At 57.4% G+C, this 1,223-nt stretch carries 2 protein-coding genes; both read left to right on the forward strand.

The window, feature by feature from the left end; all coding sequences use genetic code 11:
- On the forward strand, positions 1-501 hold a 501-nt coding region (gene repC, locus ACXJKO_RS31700; RefSeq protein WP_457094967.1), incomplete at its 5' end, for a replication initiation protein RepC.
- A gap of 244 nt (positions 502-745) precedes the next feature.
- Positions 746-1,223, forward strand: a 478-nt coding sequence (locus ACXJKO_RS31705; protein WP_457094968.1) for a hypothetical protein, incomplete at its 3' end; no start/stop codon positions are given.

Genomic DNA, 1,223 nt, shown 5'->3' on the forward strand with positions numbered 1-1,223 from the left:
GAGCTGAGGAATGAGACAGAACAAACCTTCTATGAAACGGGCAAAGCAGGACTCGGAGTCCGTCACAAAGAAACAAACAACGGTTCTCCTAGTGAGACTTGTAACAAAGGCTTTCCGAAGAAAGCTGGGGCGGTTCTTCAAAACGAACAATCCCCTGAGCATGTATCACCGGAATTGATCATTGAGGCATGTCCCGTCCTCGGGGRCTATCCAACGCCCATTCTTGATGTGTCCGATATCGTTGCGGCCGGCCGCTATCTGCGGGCATCCTTGGGCGCTCACGAAAGCGCGTGGAACGAGGCTGTTGCCGAGATTGGTCTGGTCAGGACCGCGATAACCGTGATCCACGTGTTGCAGCTCTACGATGACGACGTCACAAGCGGGGAGAACCGCATCAAGAATCCGGGCGGATATTTCCGGGCCATGACCCGCATGGTTAAGGCTGGCCGCGTTGATCTGAGTGTTGAGTTACTGGCGATGCGACGACGCAGGATGTCTTAGAATGCAGCCGTTTTGGATACATGCCCTTGTGCCGTTTGAATGAACCGCGTTTCGGCGTCGACAGGGGCGTTAGCCTTGTCTGTGAGAGGCCTCTGGCGCCCGTTTGCGGCCGCGCACTCCTCTGATCGGAGCGCGATGGCCGACGCGAGAGGATACGCGCTCGGAAGCAGCAACGCCTGATTTGGGCGAGTCATCCATCCGACGCTCCCAAGTTGGGAAACGGGTTTATGATCCAGGAAGCGGCATGAGTGATGCTGCACGCTGCCTCGGCACGAGCAATTATCACCGCTGTGAATCTGTCAGGTCTGATCGATTCAGGCGTTTAATTACGGCATTCGGTAGCAAAAGCCACCAGGTAGCGGTATCTTTGGAGCGTTGGAAAGCAATCGTTGCGGTTTCTCTGTCAGCCTGGGAGGCGGATATGAGGTGGCTCTGCTCGGTCGCAATGCTTCTTGCCTTGTTCGCCGATCCGACCGACGTGCAAGCTGTCCAAGGCGCCAAGGAGCGATCAATCGACGAATTGCCCCTGACCGCAGAGGTGGATCGCACGGGCGATTTCCTAGCCTGGGGGTTCGACGCCCTCTGGATGATGACAGCGGGGACGACAGCTCTTGTGAACGGTGAGTGGCAGTCGGTCGGTTCATCGCTCGTCCGCGTCGACGGAAAAACCAATCAGGCCGAAGACAATGTGATCCAGGGGGCGACGGCACGCGTCCGGGGCC

This window comes from Microvirga sp. P5_D2 (assembly GCF_054049475.1).